Origin of the sequence: Rufibacter roseolus, from assembly GCF_017916365.1 — a bacterium.
In the GTDB taxonomy this organism is placed as follows: domain Bacteria; phylum Bacteroidota; class Bacteroidia; order Cytophagales; family Hymenobacteraceae; genus Nibribacter; species Nibribacter roseolus.
In genome coordinates, this window is record NZ_JAFMSU010000001.1 from 167,089 (window position 1) to 190,544 (window position 23,456).

Below are 23,456 nucleotides of genomic sequence, written 5' to 3' on the forward strand. Positions count from 1 at the left end.
TACGTGAAAGAAAAGAGATAACCAGTATCTTTAGGTATACGCAAGAGAAAAAAACCTAACATTAGTTCTAGGTCTGTTTTTCTCTTATTTTCCTAAAAATAGCCCCTAAACTCGCTGCCCATGCTGGCCTCTCTGCTCAACCAGGTTCCGCTTTTCACCCCCGATGACGTGGACGCTTTTCTGCCCCTTTGGAAGAAGCGCTATACCGTGAACCGCGGCGATTTCCTCATCAGGGAAGGTCAGGTGGAGCAGCATCTGTATTTTGTGGAGAGCGGGGCGCTGCGACTGTATCTGCCCACCCCGGAAGAAGACATATGTGTAGGCTTCGCGTACCCCAACACCCTCATTACATCCTTTCCCTCGCTGGTGACGCAGACGCCTTCTTTGTACTGCATCCAGGCCCTGCGCCGGAGCGAGCTGCTGGCGATATCTAAGACCGATTTTGATCTAATTCAGGAAAAACGGCCAGTATTCATGAAATTCTGGCGAATGGAGCTGGAGAAGGCGTTGGTAGGCAAGATTGAGCGCGAAGTGGACCTGCAACTCCCTGACCCCGTGCAGCGCCTGGAACGGCTGCTGCGCCGAAGCCCGCATATCTTTCAGCTGGTGCCCAAGAAGTACATTGCCTCCTATTTGCGCATGACCCCGGAGACTCTGAGCCGCATCATGTAATTCTTGATTTGAATCAAGGTTTGGCGGGGAAGCGGCTTCTACCTTTGAGTAAACCAAAAGACAAAGACCATGGACACAGCCACTTTCCTCTCCCAATTGCAACAGCAGGCTCAGGCTCAGAAGGGCATTATCCAGTCTGAGTTCCTGCCCCTGGACAGCGCCACCCTCAATTTCAAGCCCCACGCCACCGGCTGGAGCGTTCTGGAGTGCCTGGAGCATCTGAATCGCTACAGCCGTTTCTATCTGCCGCACCTGGAGCGCGCCATTAACGCTACTGCCACTCCTCTCTCTCCGCAGCCGGTGCGCTACTCTTGGATCGGGAAGAAATCACTGGACCTGGTGAACCCCGCCAACGCGAAGAAACACAAGACCCTGAAGCACATGAATCCGCACAACAGCAAACTCACCACCCAAGTGTTGACGGAGTTTCTACAGCACCAGGAAAAGCTGCTGCGCGTGTTGGCCTCCGCCGCCAAAGCCGACCTTAACCAGAAAGCTATTCCGGTGGAGTTCTTCAAATTGCTTAAGATGCGGTTGGGAGAAGCCCTGGAATTCTTGATTCTGCATCAGCAGCGGCACATCCAGCAAGCCCAGCGCGTGCAAGCACAATCCCTCCAACCCATCAGCCTGGTGGTGTAAGGATTGTTGGTTGTTCACCACCCCACTTTACGGGTGCTCTTCCTAAATCAGAAGGTGGAGTCTCTGCCTGCGCTATACCGCTTGCTCTAGACCTCGCAGCGTCCGGAGGTCTTGCGAGCGTCTGCGCCTATAGACTTGCGCCAGATATACGGTGGTTTGAGGCGAATTTTGGAAAATGAATAAGAAAACGCCTACCCATTCCTAACCCTCCGAGGAGGGGAATCACAGCAGGGAGAGGAAGAATCTCAGAAACAAGCGCTCTGACCATATCTGGCGAAAAACGGTGTAAGACAGGAAACTTATTGGGATGCCTAAGGCAATCTCCGGTTCTAACCCTTAGCTAAGGCGGCCTAGTTCTCTACTGGCAGGAGATCGTTTACCAGCACAATCTCCCGTTCGCCGGTATTCAGGTTCACTTTCCAGAGCTCGTGGGCGTTGGTGTTGGTGATCCAGAGGGAGCCTTGGTGGAAGAGAACATCGTTGGGTTCTTCCAGGCCCGCTACAATTGTTCTGATGCGCTCTTTATCTAGGTCTATTTCTTTGACTTTTCCGTTGTAGCTATCGGCCAGGTAAAGGGTTCTGTTGTGGTTGGTGATACCCATGCAGTGCTGCAGATATGCTTCATCGAAGTCTCCGTCCTCATCCCCGAACTCAAAGAGCCCGCGGCCGATGAGTGTCTTCACGGTGCCTTTGTCCAGGTTCACGGCACGTACGGCGCTAGCCTCGGGATCGGCTATGTAGAGGATGCGCCCTTGCAGCGAAAGGCCGCTGGGTTGGTTGAAGGCCGCCTCGTGGATAGTACCATCAGCGAGGGCCTCGCGGCCAGTGCCGGCAAAACGGTAGACTTGCTCTGAGCCTAAATCCATGCGCAGAATCTGGTGGTTTCCGGCGCTGGCAATGTAGAGGTGGTTTCCTTCTATGGCCAGATCCCAGGGGCTGTTAGGATTAACGGGCACGCCCATCTCCTCATGGAAAAAGTAGTAGCTCAGCTCCCCCGTGCCGGCAACGGTTTTCACCTGCTTGTGGAGAAGGTCCACCTTCCGGATGGCGTTGTTCCGGGTATCGGCTACGTAAAGGAACTGGCCGAGCAAGGCCAAGCCGTGCGGTTCATGGAAAGCGGCCTCCTCAGAGGAACCATCGGTGAAGCCTTCTCGGCCGCTGCCGATGATCTCCAGCACCTTGCCGGTGGTATCCAGTTTCAGAATCCGGTTATTGCCGCTGTCAGACAGGTACAGGTGGCCTTCTTCATCCGAGATTAGCTTGGAAGGGAACCTCAGGGAAGAGGGCTCCAGGGTCTCGGGCCTGAACACGTAGGGCTCGCGGTTGAGGCGGTCAGAGAAAGTTTCTATCAGGTCATCCAGGTGCGGCTTGATGATGTCATAGATGCCTTCACCGGACCGCTGGCCTACTACTTTGCCGTCTGGGTCAATGAGGGCCACGGTAGGCCAGGCGTTTACGGCATATTGCTTCCAGACCTCAAAATCGGCGTCGTTGACCACGGGGTGCTCAATCCCGAACTTGAGAATCGCCTGCCGAATGGCATTCTGCCGCTTCTCGGCATCGAACTTAGCAGAGTGCACGCCAATGACCACCAGTTCATTGGCGTATTCTTTTTCCAGCCGCTTCAGATCCGGCAGAATGTGCTGGCAGTTAATACACCCAAAGGTCCAGAAATCCAGCAGCACAATCTTTCCTCGGAAATCGCGGAGGGTGTAGGAGCGGCTAGTGTTCAGCCAACCGTGGCGGGTGTTTATCTCTGGTGCATTGACACGTCCGGTAAGCATAAGCTTCTGTTTAAGTTTAACACTGAGTTAATATATGATTTAACTTAGTATAAAAATTACTTTTCCTGCATTTATTTAAATTCATTAACCTGAAAAATCAAGTAAATTCACATTTTATATATACGCATATTTATATAACACATTGATAACCAAGTATTAAGATCAGTACTGTTTAAAGATTTTTTTGATTCTGCAGTTCATAGAGTACATTAGGCTCTTGATTGAAACGAAAGACCAAAACGGACCCTTTTCAGGCAGATGAGCTTATAAGAAAAGCGTCTACGGGATATGTTTAGCGGCTGTTTTGAAAATTATGGGCCTGAAACGAAAAAATCCTGGAGCACAGGCCCCAGGACTTAGTCAGGTACGAACGAAAGATTCCAAAAAAGTAATAAAGGGTAAGTTATTTCTGCAGCACCATGACTCCGTTCATGAGGAAAGTAGTGCCTTCGGTGGCCACCATATTGTAGACTTTCTGCACGCCGCCGGCGTATTCCTTTTTGCGTAACACCGTGAACGGCTCATAGGCCCGGGTTTTCTGATTGAAGCACAGCACCTCCTCGCCCTCCAGGATCTCGCCTATCTTCTTCTGCCCGGCCCGGGTCAACATGGGATGGTTGGGGGTAGCCTCCAGCACCTTGCCAGACAGCAGCACCTCGGTGGCCGTGTTCCCGGTTTTCTCCTGGGCAGCTACCACCACCAGCTGCGTAATGGCGTAGTTTTTGGCCTCGTGTGCCACCAGTTCCTGCACCTGGGTCACGGTGGCCTGCTTGGTCTCGGGGTCCACGGTTACTACCCGGTCACCGGGGAGAATGTCTTTCAAAAGTTTCTTGCTGCCGTTCTCCAGCGCCACTTCCTGGGTGCCGGGGAAACAGATGTCGTTGCCGTAGGTCGCCGATTCCACCTTGAGGTCCTTGCCCTGGTTCAGGACTTTGTACTGCTGGAAAGCCAGTTCCTTGGACAAAATGTAAGACAGCTTGAGCACGAAGTTCTTTTCCTCTCTGTCTACGGCGTGGATGTCCTCAAAATACTGTTCCCAGACCTTGCCGTCGGCGGTGAAGTTGGGCAGCAGGGCCTGGTAGCGTTTGCCTTTTTCATTGGTGTAAAACACCATAAGGCCCAGTTCCTGCAGGCCTTCCTTGGCCAGGAGGCGGTACAGGTCCATGCGCTTGCGCAGGCCATCGTCACCGGTGATGAAGTAGGGCTTGCGTAGCTCGTAGCGGTCCAGGATGTAGGCGTTCTCAATCTTCACATAGGTATCGGCGTCCAGGTCTTTTATTTGGAAAGCTTTGGCTTTTTGGTACTCCTCCAGACGGAGCGGCCGAGGGTTGGTCTGGGCCTGAACGTGAAGGGCAGAAACAAGCCATAGAAGCGTGAGAACGGGGAGAAGCAGTTTAGACATGGGGTTGTGCTTAGTGATTGTTTGTGGAAAATGACCGGGGTGGAAAACCACCCGCTGCGGTCCCGCCAGACCCGGGGCGGGAAACTGTTTTTGCCGCTGAAGAGAAGTGACTGTAACATCTTGGTATGAATTCTTAGCTTAGCCGATGCCGTTTTAGGGCTTGTTTTCAGAAATCAGGGGTGAAACGCCGCTTCTCCGGGTTTTAATCCGGGGGAGAGACGTGCTAGGAGAGCTGTTGAAAAGCCTCGGCGAAGGCCTGCATTTCATCCATCCGGCCCAGGCTCACGCGGCACCAGTCTTTGCCAGCGAATTTCCAGTACCTGATGCCCACGCCGCGCTTTATCATTTCGTCAGAGAACCGTTTACCGTCCATCCTTAAGGGGAACATCACAAAGTTGGCCGAGGACGGGATGTATTCGTAGCCTTCTTTCTTGAGGGTGTCATACAAGAACTGTTTGGAGGCCATGGTCTTCTGCAGGGCCTCAGCCAAGTAGGTTTTGTCCTGGAAGCTGGCCAGGGCCGCCATGATGGCCGGGCCCGAGATGGACATGGCGCCGTTGGTGTACTTAGACAGGGTCTTCACCATCTCGGGTTGGGCCACCACGTAGCCCACGCGCAATCCGGCAAAGCCGTAGAGCTTGGAGAAAGTGCGGGCCACCAGAATGTTCTGGTTTTTCTTCACAGCGTCCATCAAGGTGACCGCCTCGGGATTGGGCAGGTAGTCAATGTAAGCCTCGTCCACGAATACGGGTACTTTCTTAGAGACGCGCTCGCAGAAGGCTTTCAGTTTGGCCGTGTCCAGCACGGTGCCGGTGGGGTTGTTGGGGTTGCAGATGTAAACCAGCGCGGTTTTGGCATCCACTTTTTTCTCCATAGCGTCCAGGTCCAGCTTGTAGTCTGCGGTGAGCGGCACGGCGGCAATGATGGCGTTGAACTCTTTGGCACTTTCCACCAGGTCATCATAGGAAGGATCGCCGGTGATGATGGTGCCGCCTTTCTGGCTGAAGTGCATGGCCGCCGCCAGCAACAACGGACTGGAACCCGCGCTCAAGAGAATAGATTCCGGCGAGACGCCCTCGTGCGCAGCGATCTTCTGCACCAACTCACGGTAATGCATGAACGGGTACTGGTAACTGGTGTTGAGGGAGTCTACCATGGCCTGCTTGGCTTTCTGTGAGGGCCCGAAAGGGTTCTCGTTGGCCAGGAGCCGGGCCCGCATGGGCGGCGGACCATCGGTCAAGAGCGACTCCTCCGTGATTCGTTCCCGCAGGGCCGGCGCAGCCGGTCTGGGCATGGCAACCAAAGAAGATATCCCCGAGGGAAAGAAAGCGGTGCCTCCGGCGAGTAAAGCGCTTGCCTTAAGCCAGGTTCTGCGGTCCATTGAAGTTGCCATGCGGGTATAGGTTTACAATAGGTGGATGTTTAGTTTGAAGAAGTAGAAACGGTGGGGTACTGCATCCGCCCTTCGCTGAGGCGACTGTGCACCTGCGCCACCACGCTCCGCGCCGACTCAAAAGCCCCGGCCATCCAGGCGGTCAGGTACGTCATGTGCTCCCCGGCGAAGTAGACGTTTTTCTCCGGTTTCAGGAGCGCCTGGTAATGCGTTTTGCGGTCTTCGGCGCTGTACACGGCCCAGCCGCCCAGGCTGTGCGGCAGTTTGTGCCAACTCACCGAAAAAGAGCCCTCAAACTCCTTAGGGTACTGCGGATGGATGAGCGCCCCCTTCTCCAGCGCCAGCTTCTCGCGCTCCGCGTAAGAGAGCTCGCCCACCTTCCGGGCCTTGTCGTTGAAGTTGTAGTAACCAATGAGAATGCCTTTCTTGCCCAGATAATTATTGGACGGGTAGAAGATCTGCGTAAGCTCATTGTTGGTGTGCGTGATACCCCCGAAGATCTGCTCGTCCTCTTCCCAGAAGCGCCGCTTGAACTGCAGCCCTATCTTGCCGGTCTGGATGTAAGGCACGAAGTCTATGGCGCGGCTCACGTCTGAAGAGAAGTTGTGTTCCAGGTTGCTGAGCACCGGCAGCGGCAGGGTGCAGATGCAGAGATCGGCGGTGAGTTGGTGGGTGCCCTGCTTGTCTTTATAGGTGACAGTGACGCCCTCGGTCTGGTTCTGGATGCTGGTGATGGTAGCGCCCAGTTTCAGACTTCCGGCTACCTTTTTCTCCAACGCTTTGGCAATGGAATCCATGCCGCCCACCGCCTGGAACATGGTCATCTGCAGTTCATAGGTATACTCGGCTACGTTGTAGAAATCAGGATCCAGGAGGCCGGAGGAGATGATGTCCGCGAGTTTGTGGGGATTGGAGATCTTGCCGGTTTTCTCCCCGGCACCGGGTGGTTCCAGGTAACCCCGGCGGGCCGATGCCTTGTAGAGTTTGTCTATGTCCAGACCGCCCTCGGCGCGGAGGTACTCTATTACTTTGGCGGCGTCTTCTTTGGAAAGGGCCGTGTCTATCTTGCCGCCGTCTACGGCTTTGGCCAGCAGTTCGCTGGTGTAGCCCCGCATGTCATTGTGCACCTCGCGGGCCCGTACTTTCTGGTGGGAGAGCGGCCCCTGGCCTTCGGCGAAGAAGTAGGTGCTTTCGTTGACGTTGTTGTAGACTTCCAGCGGTACGCCCAGCTCGCGGCAGTAGTGCATGGTGAGCTGGTGGTGGTGCGGAATCCGCGAAGGTCCGGCATTGAAGTAGAGGCCGCTGTCAAAGCGCGCGGTCTGCACCGGATTAGTGGTCTCTGAGGTGATGGCTCCGTCCCGTACGCTCCAACATCGACCGCCGGTGCGGGTCTGGGCCTCCAGAATGGTACATCGGTAACCCAGTTTGGAGAGTTCGTAGGCCGAGGTCATGCCCGCGAGCCCCGCCCCCAGGATAAGGATGTGTTTGCCTTTGCCGCTTCCTTCCAGATCAAAGGCATGGGCGGGCGCGGCGGGCAACAGATTCAACGCTAGCATAGCCGGGTAGGCGCCGGCGCCCAGAATGGCACTCCTGGTCAAAAACTCTCTTCTGGATAAAGATTTCACATTCCTACTGCGTTGTTTGCTAACTAAGTTTAGGCAAACAAAATGAGGAAAACAACACGTAAAAACCACATATACTTCTCATTATCAAACCGCTACCTCTATTTCTTTGTCAAATATTCAATAAATCTATATTCTTTCTGCCTAGTTCTTAACTTAGCTTAGACTCTACTGGCATCAGATAGCATTTTGGCAAATTCACGATTAACATTTTTCCTGTAATTTTCTTTAAAAAATATTAACCATCCAACTTAGATCCTCTTAAATTATGCATTCAGCATCGCTTCTTGTTTTTAGGTTCATTTTTGAAAATCAGGCTTGAATCAAAGCAACGCTACTTACCTCTTATTCACCTGAAAGGTCTCCCTTGTATCTAGTGCCTGCTGCACTCCTTATAAATAGTGTTTCTAATTATAGTACCTTTATCTGCCAGTAAGCAAGTAAATTGGCCAGAACCTGCACTATTCCAGGCAGAGCAGAAAGCACCACGATCAAAACACACTCCGGCAAAACCAACATGAACAAAGTAGTAGATTTTCTAGCGCTCCTCTTCAACATCCGGACGGCCAACAATACCGAGGGGTACCAGCGGCGGCGTTTCGGCTGGCTGAAGGTTTTGCTGGTGCCTTTCAAGTGGGCGCTTCTGGTTTTGGTTTGCGGCACGGCGCTATTCATCTTATTCAGCCTGCTCACAGATTCTTACTTCAAGCAGAAGAACACCAGAAATAAACTGGAGAGGCTGGCAGCTGTTATTATGAAGTATGAACAAGCCCAAAACCGGTTACCAGGCAGCCTGAACGAGGTAGTTATGAACAGCCCTTTGCTCCGGGACTTGACCGTTGACAGTTGGAGCCAGCCCATTCTTTACAAGCACAATCCGGCCAAGAAGGCATTCATGGTCTGCTCCGGTGGTAAAGACCAGCAGCTTCACACCGATGACGATCTGGTGCATCTAATCCAGGTAGACAGCTCTGGGGAATAAACAGTTTACCTCTTTGTACTTAGAGAAGGCGACCTGGCAGGCTACTGGGGATAACCTCTGGGCCAGACTTCCGTTTTTATCCTAGTTTCTCCAAAACAGCCTGTAAACGGATTATTATTCCCAACAGGGCTATTCTGCAGGAAGCTCTTACCGCATGTATCACCTTAAACTGTTTTCTATAACCTAACGCTACTCCCCTTGAACCTCAAACATCTCCTGACGACCTCACTCCTGTGGATTTCATTGTCCGTTAGAGTTGTAGCCCAGACGCCAGTTTCTGATACTACCGCGGCAACCGAGCCGCTGCAGAGCGTGCCCGCTGAAGAAAAGCCCAAAACCAAGCAATACCTGATGCGGGCGGTGCTTCCCTCGGCGGTATTGATTGCGGCCGGCATTTCCACCATCAAAGACAATGGCTTTTACAGCAGCTATGACGCCAGCCGCGATGCGCGCCGGGCTTTTCCCAACTTCAGTACCAAGATTGATGATTACCTCTTCTTCGTGCCCATTGTAGGCCTGTACGGTTTCACGGCTTTCTCCGAGGAGAACAAACATGACATCAGAAGACAGACGGGCCTGTTGCTGGCCTCAGGGGCGCTGACTACCCTGGTGGTTTACCCTACCAAGATCTGGACCGGCCAGGAGCGCCCCAACGGCTTGCCGAGGGCTTTTCCCTCAGGGCACACTGCCTACGCCTTCACCATCGCCACCATCGTGGACAAAGAGTTCAGAGGCAAAAGCAAGTGGATCAGCATCGGGAGCTATACCATTGCCACAGCTACGGGCGTGATGCGGGTCCTGAACAATGAGCACTGGATGGCCGATGTCCTGGCCGGGGCCGGCATTGGCATTCTGTCTGTGAACACCGTATACTTTGTGCATGACCGCATCATGCGCAACAAAGGGCTGAACGCATCGGTAATGCCCACGGTGCTCCCCAACGGGCAATTAGGCTTGGGAATGGGTCTGCAGTTTTGAGAGTTGTTGATTGTTATTAATAAAATAGTCCGAAAACAGCGTACCAAAAGAAGGCGTAAACTTTCATCTGATTTGAGGACAATCATCCATGAACAATCAGCCATAAAACCATGAAAATACTCACCGCCGCCCAGACCCGTGCCGCCGATGCCTATACTATTGCGCAGGAACCTATCTCTCCCCTGGATTTAATGGAACGGGCCGCCGGGGCTTTGGTGCAGTGGTTGGAAGGCAAGTATTCTCCGGAGACTCCGTTTTACATCTTCTGCGGCCCCGGCAACAACGGCGGCGATGGACTGGCTGCGGCCCGTCTGCTCCACCACGATGGTTATGATGTTCAGGTCTTCCTACCAGAGGCCGCTCAGAACCACTCCGCAGATTTCACCCAGAACCTGGAGCGTTTGCCGCAGGAGGTACCCGTGACCAAAATCCAGAGCTCTGCCGATTTACCGTTTACCCTTCCGGCACAGGCAGTGATACTGGACGGACTGTTCGGGTCAGGGCTTTCCCGGGCGCTGGAAGGTCTTTATGCCGAGGTTGTCACTTACCTGAACGAACAAGAAGCCACCCTCATCGCCATCGACATCCCCTCGGGGCTATACGCCGATGCGCCCACCCCTAAGGAGAACACCGTTGTCCACGCTGATGTCACGCTCACCTTTGAACGGCCAAAACTGGCATTTTTGCTGCCCGCCTCGGGCGCGTACGTGGGCACTTGGCATGTGCTGCCCATTGGCTTGCATCCTGATTTCCTGGCGCAGGTCTCCTCGCCGTACCATGTTGTTTTGCCAGAGACCGTGAAAGCCATTCTGCGGCCGCGCACCAAGTTCTCCCACAAGGGCACGTTCGGCCACGTTCTGCTGGTAGGCGGCAGTTACGGGAAGATGGGGGCCATCACCATGAGCGCGCATGCGGCTTTGCGGGCGGGGGTAGGGCTATTGACGGTGCAGGTGCCGCTAACGGGGTACGCCATTCTCCAGACCGCGGTGCCCGAGGCTATGGTGCTCACCGATGACCATGACCTGCACCTGTCCCAGTTCCCCGGTGAGCTCAGCAAATACCAATGCATCGGGATAGGTCCGGGACTTGGTCAGGCCGAAGATTCTCGTTTAGCCCTGGAAAGTCTTTTCCGGCAGAAGCTGCCGCCTCTAGTGCTGGATGCCGATGCCCTGAATCTATTGGCCTCTGACCGATTGCTGCGCCAGCAGTTGCCACCAGACAGCATCCTTACTCCGCACCCCAAAGAATTTGAACGACTCACCGGCCCTGCCACCGATGATTTCCACCGATTGCAATTGCTGCAAAGCTTCTGCGCAGAGCACACCTGCTACGTTATCCTCAAGGGAGCCCACACCTGCATCGGCACGCCAGGCGGCGAATTTTACTTCAACACCACTGGAAACCCCGGCATGGCCACCGGCGGCACCGGCGACGTGCTCACCGGCATCCTGACAGGTCTCCGGGCCCAAGGCTATTCTCCCTTGGAAACCTGCCTCCTGGGCGTTTACCTGCACGGCCTGGCCGGTGACATCGCCGCTGAAGCTGAGGGCCAGACTTCACTTATTGCCTCTGATCTCTATAAATATCTGGGGGCTGCTTTCCGGCGCGTGTCCTCACGTTAACGGAGAAACAAAGCCGTGTTCGTTTAGGGGCTATTTTGCTGAAATCAGGCTTAAAGCAGGTGCTCTTCTACTGCCCTTTAGGAATAAATGGGATGCCTATTGGCAACTTGCGTACCACCATGTCATGCAAGGAACCACACCAGCATGAACTGCACCAGCATCATGCCATCTGCCAGGACCATGAAGTAGTACTGGGAACGGTACTCGTGCGCATACCACACCACCAGCCCGGCACCAACACCCGCAAGCCCCAGGGCTACCCGCATGAAGGGGGCTGTTCCCGCCGGCACCAACACCGCGAACAGCAGCAGCATGAAGAGCGCCAACCTTTTGGTGTTCTGCACGCCAAACCTGGTAGGGAAAGTGACCGTCTGGGTGAGTTTGTCTTTGTGCACATCCCTGATGTCAAAGACCAGGGTAAGGGAGAAAAGAAACAGGAAACGCCGTAGGAATAGAATGAAGCTGTTACCGGAGAAAAGATCGCGGCCCATCTCCATCAAAGGCAACTGCACCGTAATGGCAGACCAGACATAGGCAATAAGGAAAACCTTGAGGAAAGGAATATCTCGAAGCGGAATATAACCTTCACCCTCGGGCACCACCGGTACGGAGTACAGGCCTGCTACCACAAACAAATGCAGTAAAAACCAGAAATTCAGCTCAAATATGGCCGTCCAATATAGGTACACCACGCACAAGGCACTGGCCACTGAGATAAAGATCAATTCCAGCCGGTTTTTCCTGACCCATTTGGTGCGGGTGCTCAAAGGTACGTTCTGGTTGAATTTGTAAGGCACCAGCCCGTCTGCGTTATACACAAAAAGGGTAGCGAAGAACACCATCCCACTCAGGCGCAGGGAAATAGGAATCCCGCTTAGCAGGTATGTCTCCCAGACCAGTGCCGCGGCACACAGTGAGACGAATATATTGCTGTACAGAATAAAATCCAGGATTTTGCGGGGGATGCTCATGCTACTTTTTGGTCAATGGCTTGTCTCACCATTTCTCCGGCAAAGTACGCCTGAGGAGAACATAGGTGCAACACTATTCTTCGGTTTCTGGGCGGGTAGTACCCCCGGGCGGAAAACACAAAAGCGCCGCTCTCCTATACGGAAAGCGGCGCTTTTGTACTGAACGATTTTTGAGTTGCTTAGCTGTTGGTTCTGAACGTGGTGTTGTACAGCTCAATGCTCTGCTCAATGATTCTGTAAGCATCTTCGCGGCCCAGGAAGTTCTCCACCACTACTTCTTTGTTCTCCAGTTTCTTATAGTCTTCAAAGAAACGCTGAATTTCCAGCAGGGTATGCGGCGGCAACTCAGAGATGTCATTGATGTGCTTCACAGACATGTCATTGGCAGCCACGGCGATGATCTTGTCATCTTCCTCGTTGTTGTCAATCATCTGCATCACGCCAATTACCTTGGCATCAATAAGGCACATAGGGGCTACGTCAATAGAGCAAAGCACCAGGATGTCCAGAGGGTCTTTGTCATCGCAGTAGGTCTGCGGAATGAAACCGTAGTTAGCTGGGTAGTGCACCGCCGAGAACAGAACGCGATCCAGTTTAAGCAAGCCGCTGTCCTTGTCTAATTCGTATTTCGCTTTAGATCCTTTGGGGATCTCAATGATTCCGGTTACTACTTTAGGGGCGTCTTCGCCGTAGTTTACATCGTGCCAAGGATTGCTGGCGTTTTTCGTGGTTTCTAACATCTTAATTTCTGTATCTATTTTATCTCTCAGCGGCATCTACCGCACGTATTCCAATAAAGCGCGCCCTGTCGTGCCGTTTGGCTCCTGAATGCGCAGCCACGCCGCTATACTAGGCGCAATGTCAATGATCTCTGTGTGCACGGTAGACTCTCCGGCCGGAATCTGCCAGCCGTACCACAACAGCGGAATGTGGGTGTCATAAGCCCAGGGACTGCCGTGCGTGGTGCCTTTGGGCAAACCACGGCCGTAGTTCTCATACCAACCCGGCTGGAATGTAACCAACACGTCACCTGACCGGTAGGGCATATACCCATTCTCCACCAGCATACCCACTCCCTTGCTCCAATGTGATTTCATCAGGGCATCGGCGGAGAAGGAGCGCAACACGCCGGGGAAACGCTGCATGAAACGGGCTGTTTCTTCCTGCAAAGCAGTCAGGTTGGCTTTTTTGCTTTCCACTACCGCATGGTTGAAATATACCTGCTGGTTCACGAAGGCACTCACCCAATCGGCGGTCCCGAAGGTACGGTTCAGGTGCTTTTTCAGGGAATCGGCCATAACGCCGTTGTTGGTGTTACCCGCCGGAATACGCAGTTGCTGCAGATAAGTTGGGTTATGGGCAGCTCCGTGGTCAGCGGTGAGGAAAATAAGCACGTTTTCCTTGCCCAGTTGCTTGTCCAGAAACTTGAGGAAATCCGCCAGATCCTGGTCCAGGCGCAGGTAAGTGTCCTCTACCTCAATAGAATTAGGCCCGAACTGGTGACCTACGTAATCAGGCGTGGAGAAACTCATGGCCAGAAAATCTGGAACGGTGTTCTTGCCCAGGTTCTCGGCTTTAATGGCCTCTATCGCAAACTCCTTGGTATAGGTGTTGCCGGCCGGGATGGAGCGAAGGATGTCAAAGGTCTTGCCTCTCAGGGCCGGGATGTTGTGCGGGAATACGGGTTTGGTTTCTCCGGTGAAAGTACCCTCAAAAGACTGGTCATCAGAAGTGCTCTCGGTGTACTGGTCTATGGGCAACAGCGTGGTCCAGGGTTGGCTTGTGTATTGCTCGGGCAGTTTCCGGTTGTTGAAGGCCTGCACCCAGGCCGGCAGTTCCTGCATGTAGTACGTGCTGGAGATCATGTTGCCGTTGGAACCATCAAACCAGTAGGCGGCGTTGGCGGCGTGCCCGGCTGGCAGGATAGAACCGCGGTCTTTCAGGCTCAGGCCAATGACTTTGCTTTTCTGGTTTGTGGCCAATTTCAGCTCATCGGTGATGGTAGAGGAAATCATGTTCACCGGCGACATCTGTCCCGCAGCGGAAGTGCTGCCCACCGTCTGCACAGATTTGTCCTCGGCGCAGTAGATGTTGCGGCCCGTGGCCCGGTTAAACCAATCATTGCCTACAATCCCGTGCATGGCCGGCGTGGTGCCGGTGTAGATAGAAGCGTGGCCCGGGCCGGTATAGGTTGGCACGTAGTTGTAGTGGTTATTCCGGAAGTTGAAGCCTTCACCCATCAACCGTTTAAAGCCATCTTTTGAATATTTGTCCCAATAACGGTAGAGGTAATCGTAGCGCATCTGGTCTACCACTATCCCAATCACCAGCTTTGGTTTCTCTGGTCCTTTGGCGCTGGACTTTTTTCGTTGTGCCATTCCCGGGGTAAGTCCCATCAAGAGCACCAACGTCATTGCCCAACCCCAAACCAATCCTTTTCTCATTCGCTTTGAATTCTGTTATCTTTTAGAGGCTCTTTTTATCAAAATGCCTCCAAAACGTAAATATAGTTGATAAATACTTTGGAATGCCTTTTCTAAAAACAGCCCAGAAATATAATCTTGAGATAACAAGCCCTTAAAAAAGCAAAGCGCCCATTGAAAAATGGGCGCTTTGCTCAGAAGTAAAGGTTGTCTTAAATCTATCTTCCGGCTGCAAGCGCTTCGGCACCACCTACAATCTCCAGGATTTCGGTAGTGATGGCCGCCTGGCGGGTCCGGTTATAAGTCAGTTTCAATTGTTTCAGGAGTTCACCGGCGTTCTCGGTGGCTTTGTCCATGGCCGTCATCCGGGCACCGTGCTCAGAGGCGTTAGACTCCAACACCGCCTTGTATACCTGGATCTTCAGAGATTTAGGAATCAACTGCTCAATGATTTCCTCTTTAGAAGGCTCAAAGATGTAGTCCAGGTTGGTGTTGACGTTGGCCTGCTCAGTGGTGTTTTCCTGAATAGGCAGGAACTGCTCCGTGCGGATGATCTGCGTAGCCACGTTTTTGAACTCGTTGTACACAATATCCACTTGGTCGTAACGACCAGCCCGGAAACCTTCCATGGCTTGCTCGGCGGCTACGCGTACGGTTTCAAAAGACAGGTTACCAAATACGCCCGTGAAATCACCGGCCATTGGCATGTTGCGCTTGTTGAAGTACTCGTGGCCTTTCTTCCCGATAGCCATGATCTCAATATTACCGGCCGCTGCCTGGGCACTGTACCGCTCATTCACGAGGTTGTTCACCGCTTTCATCACGTTAGAGTTGAAAGCACCGCACAAACCACGGTCTGAGGTAACGGCAATAATCAACACCCGTTGCACATCACGCTTCTGTGAATACACGTTCTCGCCGGCCTCTCCGTTTACTTGGGAAAGGTTAGACAGAATGCTGTTGAGGCGCTGGGCATACGGACGCATGCGCAGGATATTGTCCTGAGCCCGGCGCAGTTTAGCCGCCGCCACCATTTTCATGGCTTTGGTGATTTGCTGCGTAGATCCTACAGAAACAATGCGGTTACGTACTTCTTTTAAACTTGCCATTAAGTTGCGTCAAGTATAAACAGAGAAAAAAGAGCACGCGTGTAACCGCTATGCTCTTCTTCTGTTGATTAATTATTTACGATATCTGGCTGTGAGGTCGCGCGCTACTTGTTTCAGCGTATCGGTCACATTATCATCAATCTTACCGGCTCTCAAAGCATCCAGTACCGGACGGTGCTGGGCGTTCAAGGTTCTGGTAAAGTCTTTCTCAAAGGTACGCACCTCGTTTACTGGCACGTCATCAATGAGACCATTGGTACAGCAGTAAATCATAGCTACCTGGTCTTCTACCGCTACCGGAGAGAACTGAGGCTGCTTCAATACTTCAAGGTTTCTACGGCCACGCTCAATGGTCAATTTAGTAGCGGCATCCAGGTCAGAACCGAACTTAGCGAAGGCTTCCAATTCACGGAACTGCGCTTGGTCCAGTTTCAAAGTACCAGCCACTTTCTTCATTGACTTGATCTGAGCAGAACCACCCACGCGAGATACCGAGATACCTACGTTGATTGCCGGGCGGATACCAGAGTTGAACAAGTTAGTTTCCAAGAAGATCTGACCATCGGTGATAGAGATCACGTTGGTTGGGATATAGGCAGAAACGTCACCAGCCTGGGTCTCAATGATTGGAAGAGCGGTCAAAGAACCACCACCTTTCACTAAGTGACGGATAGACTCTGGCAAGTCGTTCATGTCTTGCGCGATAGAGTCAGAAGCGTTGATCTTAGCCGCACGCTCCAACAAACGGGAGTGCAGATAGAATACGTCACCTGGGTAAGCCTCACGTCCTGGAGGACGACGCAGCAGCAGGGACACTTCACGGTAAGCCACCGCTTGCTTAGACAAGTCATCATAAACTACCAGTGCAGGACGTCCGGTATCACGGAAGAACTCGCCAATGGCAGCACCTGTAAACGGCGCATAGAACTGCATTGGAGCAGGGTCAGCAGCCGGAGCAGCCACAACCACGGTGTAACGCATAGCGCCACCAGCTTGCAAGGCATTCACGATCTGCGCAACGGTAGAGGCTTTCTGGCCAATAGCTACGTAGATACAGAATACAGGCTCACCACGGTCAAAGAACTCACCCTGGTTGATGATGGTATCAATGGCCACAGCAGTTTTACCTGTCTGACGGTCACCGATGATCAACTCACGCTGGCCACGGCCAATCGGAATCATGGAGTCAATCGCCTTGATACCAGTCTGCATCGGCTCATTTACCGGCTGACGGTAGATAACGCCTGGTGCTTTTCTTTCAATCGGCATTTCGTACAGTTCACCCACCAATGGGCCCATACCGTCGATTGGCTGACCAAGGGTGTTCACCACGCGGCCTACCATGCCATCGCCTACGCGAACGGAGGCAATTTTATTTGTTTTCTTAACTGTGTCGCCTTCTTTGATGTCGCTCCAGTCACCCAACAATACCGCACCCACGTTGTCCTCTTCAAGGTTAAGAACAAGGGCTTGCAGACCGTTTTCGAACTCTAACAACTCACCAGACTGTGCCTTGGATAAGCCGTAGATACGAGCAACACCGTCACCAACTTGCAGAACCGTACCAACTTCTTCTAGTTCAGCTTCTGTTCTGAAGTTTGACAGCTGTTCTCTTAAAATCGCTGATACTTCATCAGGTCTAACTTCTGCCATGATTATAGTTTAGTAATGTATGGATTTTCTTTAAACTTGTTTTTCAATTTCTGCACGTTGGTTCTCACCGAGTTATCAATCTGCTGATCACCAATGCGCAGTACGTACCCACCCACAACAGCTGGGTTCACTACTTCTTGCAACTCTACCTGCATGCCACCGGTACGTTCCACCACCATTTGCTGGAAAGTAGCTCTAAGCTCTGGGGTAAGCGGCACGGCAGTAGTCACCGTTGCTTTCTGAATGCCTTTGAGGGTGTTGTACTGTTTTACAAACTCAGTAGCCACTGATTCCAAAATGGCCTCACGGTTCTTTTGGGTGATGATCCGGAAAAAGGCCATAGTCAACTCACTCATGCTGCCTCCGAAAACGGAGTTAAGGATGGCGAGTTTCTTATCATGCTTTATAATCGGGTTGCGCAGTACTATGCTAAGGTCACGGCTTGCGTTCAAGGTCTTGGTGAAGGAAAGCATATCGGCGTATACTTTCTCCAGTGATCCTTGCTCTTGAGACAGCTCTAGCAGAGACTTGGCGTACCGGGAGGCAACTCTTTCGTCTGACATTATTTCTCTTGCGTGTTTAAAACGATTCGCTTCCTTTTCTAGGGCGGGAAGCCGCTCGCCGTCCGTTCTTAGCTAAGGTGCGTGTCTTGCAGGTAGCTCTGTACCAGGGCACGCTGGGCCTGCTCATCCTGCAACTCACGTCTGATGAGTTTCTCCGCGATGTCAATAGACAGGGTAGCCGCCAGGTTCTTCACCTCGGTGAGGGCTGCCTTTTTCTCGTTCTGGATAGACACACGGGCTTGCTCAATCATGCGCTGGCCTTCTTCGTTGGCTTTGGCACGGGCACCTTCCACCAGGCTGGTGGCGGCGTCGGTAGCATCTTTGAGAATGCGGTCACGCTCAGCGCGGGCTTCGGTCAAAAGACGCTCGTTGTCGGCTTTGAGGGCCTGCATTTCCAGTTTGGCTTTCTCAGCCATGGAGAGGGCAGCGTCAATGTTGTCTTCGCGCTCACGCAGCGCCTTCATGATAGGCTTCCAGGCAAACTTAGACAACAGGAAAAGTACCACCAAGAAGGTGATGGTCTGCCAGAAAAGCAATCCGATACCAGGAGTTACTAATTGCATTTTGTTTCTTTTATAAGGGGCTGAAGGATTCTCCTTCTCTCAAAACTATGAACTCTACTTACTGTTATTGCGCCTCCCTGTCCTGACCAATCGTCAGGAAGGGAAACGCAACAAATGCATTCTTAGCGAATGAATGAAATCAGAAGGCAAACTACCACCCCGAACAGGGCCACACCTTCAATAAGGGCAGAAGCGATGATCATCGCAGTCTGGATTTGTCCACCAGCCTCTGGTTGTCTAGCGATAGATTCCATGGCAGAGCCACCGATTCTACCAATACCAAGGCCAGCACCAAGAGCTACTAATCCAGCGCCGATACCAGCACCCATAATAGCATAACCAGTACCCAGGGTCAATTCAAGCAATAATGCTAACATAAAAGTAGATATATATAGTTAAAAAAGAATTCAGATTAATGGTGTGCTTGCGCAGCATGCGGGCCGTCACCAAAGCCCATATCATCATGGTGGTCATGTTCTTCTACCGCACCGCCAAAGTACATAGCAGACAGCAGCGTAAAGATATAGGCCTGCAACAGCGCCACGAACAACTCCAGGAAGTTCATGAAGGTGGCAAACGCTACGCTCAATGGACCAATGGCAATGCTCTGGAAGATAAAGATCAAACTGAACAAGCTCAGGATGATGATGTGACCTGCGGTGATGTTGGCGAAAAGCCGGACCATCAAAGAGAAAGGCTTGGTAAAAATACCAATCACCTCTACCGGGATCATAATGGGAGCCAACCACTTGGGAACACCCGGTGTGGCAAAAATGTGCCCCCAGTAAGATTTATTCCCGTTGAATACCGTCAGGATTAAAGTAAGGAGAGCCAATACAAGGGTAACGGCAATATTACCGGTTAAGTTAGCGCCACCAGGCAATAAACCCAGCAGGTTGTTGAACCAGATAAAGAAGAACACGGTGAGCAGGTATGGCATGAAGCGCTCATACTTAGGACCGATGTTGGTCTTGGCAATATCGTCTCGGATGAAAACAATGATGGGCTCAAAGAATGACTGCAGGCCACGCGGGGCTTTGCCGCGGTTCTTGCTGTAAGCACCGGCAATAGAGAAGAACACCAGGAACAGCAGAAGCACACTCAGAAAAAGCGAAGCCACGTTCTTGGTGATAGAGAAGTCCATTGGACCTACGTGCTCCGTTTCACCTTTCTCGTTCACCTTGGTGCGCGGCTCACCCTCTTCGTTGGCATAATAGATATGCCCGTGCTCCATCACGTAGCCGTTATACGGCTGCAGTTCATGATGCTCGTTGTAGAACTTAGAGGCCAAGAACACATCCAGGCCATTTTCCCCATATAATATAACCGGCAAAGGCAGCACCACACCGTCGGCAAAATGCCAGGTATAATCATCGCCAATATGGTGGGAGATCATCTCCCCGGGGTTAAATTCTCCACCCTCGGCAGATTCTGCCGCCTGGGCTGAAAAAGTAAGAACAGTAAGCAGGAAAACGAGTATCTTCTTCATTAAGAGCTAATTAAAAGCAATGGATTTTATGTAACCGCATTGCCCTATGCATGCTTTTTTGAATTTTGGCGCAAGTTACTCAACAATGCGTAGATTTCAAATCCGGTATAAATAAAATAAAGGGCGAAAAAGTTTGAGACAAATTGCACTAACCCTTCTGCATGGAAATATCTATATACAAAAACTGCTATTATAGAGAACACCATACGCACCCCCATAGCGGCAAAGTAGTAGGCGTGCAGGTTACCTGAATCATTCTTGAGCCCCAGGAAGGCCACATAATGGGCAAACCCGGTCACAAACACAAAGAAGCACAGCATGTACCAGATATAGGAATGAACCACGGTGTCTCCGGTGAACATCAGCAGTACGGTAATCAGGAGCACCAGCAGCCCGGTGAGCAGAATCATCCCTCTAATAAAACTCACAGGCACTTATTTCTTACGGGTAAGTGATACAATAACAGAATACACGGTGGCAAACACCGCCACCACTAATAGGCCCAGCGTCCACCACGGGGTGTTGTTGTGGAAATAGGCATCCAGTTTACGCCCCCCAATAGCGGCCACGGACATTACCACAATCATCTGGAAAGCCAGGCCCGAGTATTTCAGGTAAGGCTTTACCCCTTGCTTTTCTTCGGGGCTAGACGGATGTTGGGTTGGTTCCATACGGGTTGGGTCCTATTTGCACAAAGGTACTAATCTCTGGTTCATGGGGACAGAAAAGATTTTCGCTGTTTTGGCCCTGCTATAGATAAAACAAGCCCAAAACAGTTCTGGTTCGCCTATAATTAGCTTTCATTCCTTCGCCGCCGACGCCTGCTTTTGCGTAGTAGCGTAACAAGAGCCTAAAAAGTGTAAATTTGCTTTTACCTTTTATTTAGATAACCTTATAGACTAAGTACAAGTACGTTTCTGGCTCGTTTTAGCTTAAATAAATATAAAATAAAAAAGGCCCTGCGCAGTTCTACTAGTATTCCAACACCTGACTTGACGTTGAAACTGACACGTTTTCTTCTAATCTTCCTTCTACTGGCAGCTGTCGCCGGCTGTTCTTCTGATAAGCCTTTGGGCCGGCTGTACCGAAACATCAATGCCCGGTTCAATGGGTATTTTCTGGCCCGCCAGAAGATGGAAGCCGTGGAAGCCAAAATTGCGGCCGCCCACGTGAACGACTATAACCGCATCTTGGACATCCTGCCGCCGGCCGATTCCACCATCCTGAAAACCCTGGCTCCTGAACTGGACGAGGTGATCAAGCGGGCTTCTTTCCCTATTGCGCGCCATCCCAAGTCCCGGTGGATAGATGATTGCTATGTGCTCATTGGTAAGGCCCGTTATTACCAGGGCGAGGATGCCGAGGCGCTTAAAACTTTCCGGTTTGTGCAAACCACCAGTCCAGACCGCCATGCCCGCCACGAGGCCCAGATCTGGATGATGCGTCTGGCCATCCGGCAGAAAGATTATGACCAGGCTTTTTCTATTTCCGAGCAGTTCAGGAAAGAGCGCATGAACGAGGACAACGGCCGCGAACTACTTCTCACCAGGGCCCAGCTGGCCAGCATCCAGAACAACCTTCCTCGAGTCATTGAAAACATGGAACTGGCCATTCCGCTGGCCCATAAAAGAGACCAGGAGGCCCGCCTCAGATTCATTCTAGGCCAATTGTACCAGGCTACTGCCCAGGACGCCAAAGCCTACGAGCAGTTCGCGAAGGTCCTGAAGAAACGTCCCCCTTATGAACTGGGCTTCTACGCCAACCTGGGTTTGGCTCAGGTAACCGAACTGAAAGACAACTCAGACCAGGACAAAGTCAAGAACTTCCTGCGCAAACTCGCCGATGACGCCAAGAACAAGGAGTACACAGATAAAATCTACTATGACCTGGCTAAGCTGGAGCTACGACAGAAAAAGTACCCTGATGCCCTGAAACTCCTGCAGCAGTCTACGGCCGCCTCCACCACAAACAAAGTCCAGAAAGCATACTCTTACCTGTTATCGGGTCAGATCTATTATGAGAACCTGCAGCAGTACGGCCTGGCCCAGGCTTACTATGACAGCACCCTTCAACTGTTACCGCCTACTACCATGGGCTACGAAGAACTCTCTGATAGAAAAACAGTACTCACCGCCTTCACCCAACAGTTGGAGATCATCAGAAGCAATGACAGTTTATTGGCTTTAGGCCAACTGAACGCCACCGAGCGCGCCCAGCGGGTTGCCGAGCAGGTCACCCGCGAGCGCGACCAGGAGGCCGCCGCCGCCTTAGCTGCTGCAAATGCCACCACCAATGCCGGCCCTACCCAACAAACGGCTACCTTGCCCATCGGGGGCGCCGGAACACAGGGCAGCACCTGGTACTTTGACAACCCCGTGGCCCGTGGAACCGCGCGCAATGACTTCATGCGTACCTGGGGAGACCGACCTTTGCAGGACAACTGGCGGCGCATCACCGCCATTGCCGGCGCCACTCCGCTTACCGCTGGGGTAAACACTGGCATTGCGGTAGATAGTGCCACCGTAGCCGCCGAGGCCGCCCAGAAACAGGAAGCTTATCTAGCGGCTATTCCGGTGACGGCCGAGCAGCGCCAAGCCGCTGAAAAACGTGTGGAGGAAGCCCTGTTTACATTGGGCAACATCTACCAGCAGCGCCTGCGAGAACCGGAGAAAGCTGCCCAGACCTTCCAGAAACTGCTTGAGCGCTACCCAGCCTCCAACCACGCCGCTGAGGCTTATTACAGCTTATATGTGATCTCCCAAGGCCAGCAGCAGCCCGACAAAGCCGCCGGATTTGCCAAGATCCTGAAAGACCGTTTCCCAAATTCCAAATACAGCAAACTCATTGACCAACCCGATTTTCTGCGGACTTATTCCGCCGAAAACGTGGCCGCGCACGCGCTGTATGACTCGGCTTTTGCGTTGTATGAGAAAGAGCAGTATCCGCAGGCGCTAGCTGTTTTGGCCTCACTTTCCCAAAAATACCCCCAAAACGATGTGCAGGACCAAAGCGCATTTTTGCAGGCACTCGTAGCAGGCCGCACCCAACCACCGGCTACATTCAGGGCCGCCATGGAGCAGTTCATCATAAAGTACCCCGAAAGTCCGTTACAGGCGAAGGCTCGTGACTTCATGAATCTTTACCTACGCTATGAAACCGGCGAGCTAGCTAAACCTCCGGTAGTAGTAAATACCCCCACTGCCCCTAAAGAAGAAGCGCCTACTTATAAGACAGAGCGCAGCCAGCCCCATTCTTTCGTGATTGTGCACACTACAGGAGACACCACCGCCGTGCGCCAGCTCATGAAAGCGTATGATACCTATAATGCCCGTTTCCACCCTAAAAAGCAACTCAAAGTAGAGCCTATCCCTTTCAGAGACAGCACCACCCTCATTGTTGTGCGGGCTTTGTCCGATTTCAAAGCCGCCCAGCAGTACTCTAAATTGCAGGCCACACGCAATTCTCCGTTAGCCAATTTAAAAGGCTCGAATTTTGCTACCTTTGTGATAACCGAAGAGAACCTTGCTTTACTTAGAGAGCTTGGGAATATCGCGGAGTATGTAGCTTTCTTTGAAAAAAATTACCAATAGA

21 protein-coding genes are annotated in these 23,456 nt (G+C 52.2%); 6 read left to right on the forward strand and 15 right to left on the reverse strand.

What is annotated here, in order from left to right:
• The first annotated feature begins 120 nt into the window (after positions 1 to 120).
• Positions 121 to 672: a Crp/Fnr family transcriptional regulator gene (locus J3P35_RS00715; RefSeq protein ID WP_210462123.1), complete on the forward strand. Its 552-nt coding sequence runs from the start codon at positions 121 to 123 to the stop codon at positions 670 to 672.
• A 69-nt stretch (positions 673 to 741) separates the two neighbouring features.
• The gene (locus J3P35_RS00720; RefSeq protein ID WP_210462125.1) at positions 742 to 1,311 is read left to right on the forward strand and encodes a DinB family protein; all 570 of its coding nucleotides are present in this window, start codon (positions 742 to 744) and stop codon (positions 1,309 to 1,311) included.
• Between the two features lie 350 nt (positions 1,312 to 1,661).
• Here J3P35_RS00720 and J3P35_RS00725 read toward each other — a convergent pair whose 3' ends face one another.
• The 4 genes from J3P35_RS00725 to J3P35_RS00740 form a co-directional block, all read right to left on the reverse strand.
• Positions 1,662 to 3,095: a thioredoxin-like domain-containing protein gene (locus J3P35_RS00725; protein WP_210462126.1), complete on the reverse strand. Its 1,434-nt coding sequence runs from the start codon at positions 3,093 to 3,095 to the stop codon at positions 1,662 to 1,664.
• Positions 3,096 to 3,498: 403 nt separating this feature from the next.
• Complete coding sequence (locus tag J3P35_RS00730; protein WP_210462128.1) at positions 3,499 to 4,497, reverse strand: Hint domain-containing protein; 999 nt, start codon at positions 4,495 to 4,497, stop codon at positions 3,499 to 3,501.
• A 223-nt stretch (positions 4,498 to 4,720) separates the two neighbouring features.
• Positions 4,721 to 5,890 carry a pyridoxal phosphate-dependent aminotransferase gene (locus tag J3P35_RS00735; RefSeq protein WP_210462130.1) on the reverse strand — a complete coding sequence of 390 codons (1,170 nt, stop codon included), beginning with the start codon at positions 5,888 to 5,890 and terminating at the stop codon, positions 4,721 to 4,723.
• A 29-nt stretch (positions 5,891 to 5,919) separates the two neighbouring features.
• Complete coding sequence (locus tag J3P35_RS00740) at positions 5,920 to 7,515, reverse strand: flavin monoamine oxidase family protein (protein WP_317195340.1); 1,596 nt, start codon at positions 7,513 to 7,515, stop codon at positions 5,920 to 5,922.
• A gap of 514 nt (positions 7,516 to 8,029) precedes the next feature.
• Here J3P35_RS00740 and J3P35_RS00745 point away from each other — a divergent pair.
• The 3 genes from J3P35_RS00745 (at position 8,030) to J3P35_RS00755 (ending at position 11,094) form a co-directional block, all read left to right on the forward strand.
• Positions 8,030 to 8,494 carry a hypothetical protein gene (locus tag J3P35_RS00745; RefSeq protein ID WP_210462132.1) on the forward strand — a complete coding sequence of 155 codons (465 nt, stop codon included), beginning with the start codon at positions 8,030 to 8,032 and terminating at the stop codon, positions 8,492 to 8,494.
• A 198-nt stretch (positions 8,495 to 8,692) separates the two neighbouring features.
• A complete protein-coding gene (locus tag J3P35_RS00750; protein ID WP_210462134.1) occupies positions 8,693 to 9,472 on the forward strand; it encodes a phosphatase PAP2 family protein in 780 nt (259 codons plus the stop codon).
• Between the two features lie 110 nt (positions 9,473 to 9,582).
• Positions 9,583 to 11,094 carry an NAD(P)H-hydrate dehydratase gene (locus tag J3P35_RS00755; RefSeq protein ID WP_210462136.1) on the forward strand — a complete coding sequence of 504 codons (1,512 nt, stop codon included), beginning with the start codon at positions 9,583 to 9,585 and terminating at the stop codon, positions 11,092 to 11,094.
• Positions 11,095 to 11,216: 122 nt separating this feature from the next.
• Here J3P35_RS00755 and J3P35_RS00760 read toward each other — a convergent pair whose 3' ends face one another.
• The 11 genes from J3P35_RS00760 to J3P35_RS00810 form a co-directional block, all read right to left on the reverse strand.
• Positions 11,217 to 12,065, reverse strand: a complete 849-nt coding sequence (locus J3P35_RS00760; protein ID WP_210462137.1) for a UbiA family prenyltransferase — start codon at positions 12,063 to 12,065, stop codon at positions 11,217 to 11,219.
• A 179-nt stretch (positions 12,066 to 12,244) separates the two neighbouring features.
• On the reverse strand, positions 12,245 to 12,805 hold the full coding sequence (locus J3P35_RS00765) for an inorganic diphosphatase (protein WP_210462139.1): 561 nt from the start codon (positions 12,803 to 12,805) through the stop codon (positions 12,245 to 12,247).
• Positions 12,806 to 12,841: 36 nt separating this feature from the next.
• Complete coding sequence (pafA, locus tag J3P35_RS00770; protein WP_317195341.1) at positions 12,842 to 14,509, reverse strand: alkaline phosphatase PafA; 1,668 nt, start codon at positions 14,507 to 14,509, stop codon at positions 12,842 to 12,844.
• Between the two features lie 197 nt (positions 14,510 to 14,706).
• A complete protein-coding gene (gene atpG, locus J3P35_RS00775; RefSeq protein WP_210462140.1) occupies positions 14,707 to 15,597 on the reverse strand; it encodes an ATP synthase F1 subunit gamma in 891 nt (296 codons plus the stop codon).
• Positions 15,598 to 15,669: 72 nt separating this feature from the next.
• Positions 15,670 to 17,250: a F0F1 ATP synthase subunit alpha gene (gene atpA, locus J3P35_RS00780; protein ID WP_210462142.1), complete on the reverse strand. Its 1,581-nt coding sequence runs from the start codon at positions 17,248 to 17,250 to the stop codon at positions 15,670 to 15,672.
• 2 nt (positions 17,251 to 17,252) lie between these two features.
• Positions 17,253 to 17,813 carry an ATP synthase F1 subunit delta gene (gene atpH / locus J3P35_RS00785; protein ID WP_210462144.1) on the reverse strand — a complete coding sequence of 187 codons (561 nt, stop codon included), beginning with the start codon at positions 17,811 to 17,813 and terminating at the stop codon, positions 17,253 to 17,255.
• A 68-nt stretch (positions 17,814 to 17,881) separates the two neighbouring features.
• On the reverse strand, positions 17,882 to 18,376 hold the full coding sequence (locus tag J3P35_RS00790; protein WP_210462145.1) for a F0F1 ATP synthase subunit B: 495 nt from the start codon (positions 18,374 to 18,376) through the stop codon (positions 17,882 to 17,884).
• A 122-nt stretch (positions 18,377 to 18,498) separates the two neighbouring features.
• Positions 18,499 to 18,753 carry an ATP synthase F0 subunit C gene (gene atpE, locus J3P35_RS00795; RefSeq protein WP_149090276.1) on the reverse strand — a complete coding sequence of 85 codons (255 nt, stop codon included), beginning with the start codon at positions 18,751 to 18,753 and terminating at the stop codon, positions 18,499 to 18,501.
• Between the two features lie 35 nt (positions 18,754 to 18,788).
• Complete coding sequence (gene atpB / locus J3P35_RS00800) at positions 18,789 to 19,865, reverse strand: F0F1 ATP synthase subunit A (protein WP_210462147.1); 1,077 nt, start codon at positions 19,863 to 19,865, stop codon at positions 18,789 to 18,791.
• A 44-nt stretch (positions 19,866 to 19,909) separates the two neighbouring features.
• The gene (locus tag J3P35_RS00805) at positions 19,910 to 20,275 is read right to left on the reverse strand and encodes a hypothetical protein (RefSeq protein WP_246849892.1); all 366 of its coding nucleotides are present in this window, start codon (positions 20,273 to 20,275) and stop codon (positions 19,910 to 19,912) included.
• Between the two features lie 24 nt (positions 20,276 to 20,299).
• On the reverse strand, positions 20,300 to 20,536 hold the full coding sequence (locus J3P35_RS00810) for an AtpZ/AtpI family protein (RefSeq protein WP_210462150.1): 237 nt from the start codon (positions 20,534 to 20,536) through the stop codon (positions 20,300 to 20,302).
• Between the two features lie 327 nt (positions 20,537 to 20,863).
• On the opposite strand from J3P35_RS00810, the gene porW reads away from it, so the two are divergent.
• Positions 20,864 to 23,455 (forward strand): type IX secretion system periplasmic lipoprotein PorW/SprE, encoded by a 2,592-nt coding sequence (porW, locus tag J3P35_RS00815; RefSeq protein ID WP_449619083.1) that lies wholly within the window; start codon positions 20,864 to 20,866, stop codon positions 23,453 to 23,455.
• Position 23,456: the final 1 nt, after the last annotated feature.

What these genes read in the sequence shown, in the direction of transcription:
- J3P35_RS00715 (WP_210462123.1), top strand. Translation starts at nt 121, where the DNA reads ATGCTGGCCTCTCTGCTCAACCAGGTTCCGCTTTTCACCCCCGATGAC.
- J3P35_RS00720 (WP_210462125.1), top strand. Translation starts at nt 742, where the DNA reads ATGGACACAGCCACTTTCCTCTCCCAATTGCAACAGCAGGCTCAGGCT.
- J3P35_RS00725 (WP_210462126.1), bottom strand. Translation starts at nt 3,095, where the DNA reads ATGCTTACCGGACGTGTCAATGCACCAGAGATAAACACCCGCCACGGT.
- J3P35_RS00730 (WP_210462128.1), bottom strand. Translation starts at nt 4,497, where the DNA reads ATGTCTAAACTGCTTCTCCCCGTTCTCACGCTTCTATGGCTTGTTTCT.
- J3P35_RS00735 (WP_210462130.1), bottom strand. Translation starts at nt 5,890, where the DNA reads ATGGCAACTTCAATGGACCGCAGAACCTGGCTTAAGGCAAGCGCTTTA.
- J3P35_RS00745 (WP_210462132.1), top strand. Translation starts at nt 8,030, where the DNA reads ATGAACAAAGTAGTAGATTTTCTAGCGCTCCTCTTCAACATCCGGACG.
- J3P35_RS00755 (WP_210462136.1), top strand. Translation starts at nt 9,583, where the DNA reads ATGAAAATACTCACCGCCGCCCAGACCCGTGCCGCCGATGCCTATACT.
- J3P35_RS00760 (WP_210462137.1), bottom strand. Translation starts at nt 12,065, where the DNA reads ATGAGCATCCCCCGCAAAATCCTGGATTTTATTCTGTACAGCAATATA.
- J3P35_RS00765 (WP_210462139.1), bottom strand. Translation starts at nt 12,805, where the DNA reads ATGTTAGAAACCACGAAAAACGCCAGCAATCCTTGGCACGATGTAAAC.
- pafA (WP_317195341.1), bottom strand. Translation starts at nt 14,509, where the DNA reads ATGAGAAAAGGATTGGTTTGGGGTTGGGCAATGACGTTGGTGCTCTTG.
- atpG (WP_210462140.1), bottom strand. Translation starts at nt 15,597, where the DNA reads ATGGCAAGTTTAAAAGAAGTACGTAACCGCATTGTTTCTGTAGGATCT.
- atpA (WP_210462142.1), bottom strand. Translation starts at nt 17,250, where the DNA reads ATGGCAGAAGTTAGACCTGATGAAGTATCAGCGATTTTAAGAGAACAG.
- atpH (WP_210462144.1), bottom strand. Translation starts at nt 17,813, where the DNA reads ATGTCAGACGAAAGAGTTGCCTCCCGGTACGCCAAGTCTCTGCTAGAG.
- J3P35_RS00790 (WP_210462145.1), bottom strand. Translation starts at nt 18,376, where the DNA reads ATGCAATTAGTAACTCCTGGTATCGGATTGCTTTTCTGGCAGACCATC.
- atpE (WP_149090276.1), bottom strand. Translation starts at nt 18,753, where the DNA reads ATGTTAGCATTATTGCTTGAATTGACCCTGGGTACTGGTTATGCTATT.
- atpB (WP_210462147.1), bottom strand. Translation starts at nt 19,865, where the DNA reads ATGAAGAAGATACTCGTTTTCCTGCTTACTGTTCTTACTTTTTCAGCC.
- J3P35_RS00805 (WP_246849892.1), bottom strand. Translation starts at nt 20,275, where the DNA reads ATGATTCTGCTCACCGGGCTGCTGGTGCTCCTGATTACCGTACTGCTG.
- J3P35_RS00810 (WP_210462150.1), bottom strand. Translation starts at nt 20,536, where the DNA reads ATGGAACCAACCCAACATCCGTCTAGCCCCGAAGAAAAGCAAGGGGTA.